Source organism: Variovorax cryoconiti, from assembly GCF_051216395.1.
In the GTDB taxonomy this organism is placed as follows: domain Bacteria; phylum Pseudomonadota; class Gammaproteobacteria; order Burkholderiales; family Burkholderiaceae_C; genus Variovorax.
Genome location: NZ_JBPJZI010000051.1, coordinates 1 through 1,139 on the forward strand (window position 1 = coordinate 1; position 1,139 = coordinate 1,139).

At 68.3% G+C, this 1,139-nt stretch carries 2 protein-coding genes; both read right to left on the minus strand.

The window, feature by feature from the left end; genetic code table 11:
* Positions 1–427: aldehyde dehydrogenase family protein (locus ACSFA2_RS25625; RefSeq protein ID WP_435458141.1), on the minus strand; the 427-nt coding region annotated here is incomplete at its 3' end.
* Between the two features lie 13 nt (positions 428–440).
* The coding region (locus ACSFA2_RS25630) for an alkaline phosphatase family protein (protein WP_435458142.1) at positions 441–1,139 on the minus strand (699 nt) is incomplete at its 5' end.

Here is a 1,139-nt window from a genome sequence, read left to right on the forward strand (position 1 = left end):
CCTTGCGGCTCTTGCCGTGGTGCGTGAGGTCGCACGAGAACACCTGGCCGTCGTCCACCAGCGCCTGGTTGGCCGCGAACAGCAGCACGTCGGAAGCGCGGCCCACCTCGTACAGCGAGTCCTTGCGGCACAGGCCCGACTCCATCGTGATCACGCGCGAGATCTCGTCCAGGCGCGAGGCGATGAGTTCGCCCGCGCGCATCAGGATCTTGTAGCGCTCGTAGCGCGTGAGGGTGGGCTTGTAGTCGCGCGCGATCTTGTAGGCCACCCGCACGTCTTCCAGCGTGGCCTTGGGCACGGTGGCGATCACTTCGCCGGTGTAGGGGTAGGTGACTTCGATCGTGCGGTCGCGCCAGACTTTCTCTCCGGCGATGCGCAGCGCTTCCTTGTGGACGGTGCCTGGCTTCAACGACATGGCTTGGCTCATGGGAACTCCGGGTTTACTGGGCGTGGTTCAGCGCGAGGTCGAGCGCATCGAAGTTGCGCAGCCGGCGGCCAGCGGCAATGCCGGTGACGGGCCGGTTGCAGATCAGCGGCACGCGCTGCTCCGACACCCCGCCGTGCGAGCGCAGCGGCACTTCCAGCGCCGACAGGTCATGCCGGCTGGCCGAGGTGCCGATGACCGTGCTCTGCTCGCTCACCACCACGATGTCGCCGATGCGGTCGGGCGGCAGCTCGAAGCGCGCGGCCGCGTCCTTGCGCGAGAGCACCAGCTCCATGCCCGGCAGGCGCTGGATGCGGTCGATCCAGCCCGGCACGCGGGCCTCGTCGGGCGCGTACACGGTGGCGAAGGAGCCCAGCGCACCGTGGTGCACCACGTACGGGTCGGTGATCGGCAGGATCACGCGGGCCTGGCCGGTGCCGTACCAATCGTCGAGCACGTCCTGCAGGTAGATGACCTTGGGCGCGCCGTCCGCGTCGTGCTTGTCGTTCATGCCGTGGTCGGCCGTGAGCACGATGGTGGCGCCCAGCGCATCGAGCTGCGCGAGGTAGCCGTCCATCATGGCGTAGAAGGCGTTGGCCGCGGGGCTGCCGGGCGCGGCCTTGTGCTGCACGTAGTCGGTGGTCGACAGATACATCAGGTCGGGGCGGCGTGATTCCATCAGCTTGACGCCGGCGGCGAAGACGAACTCCGAGAG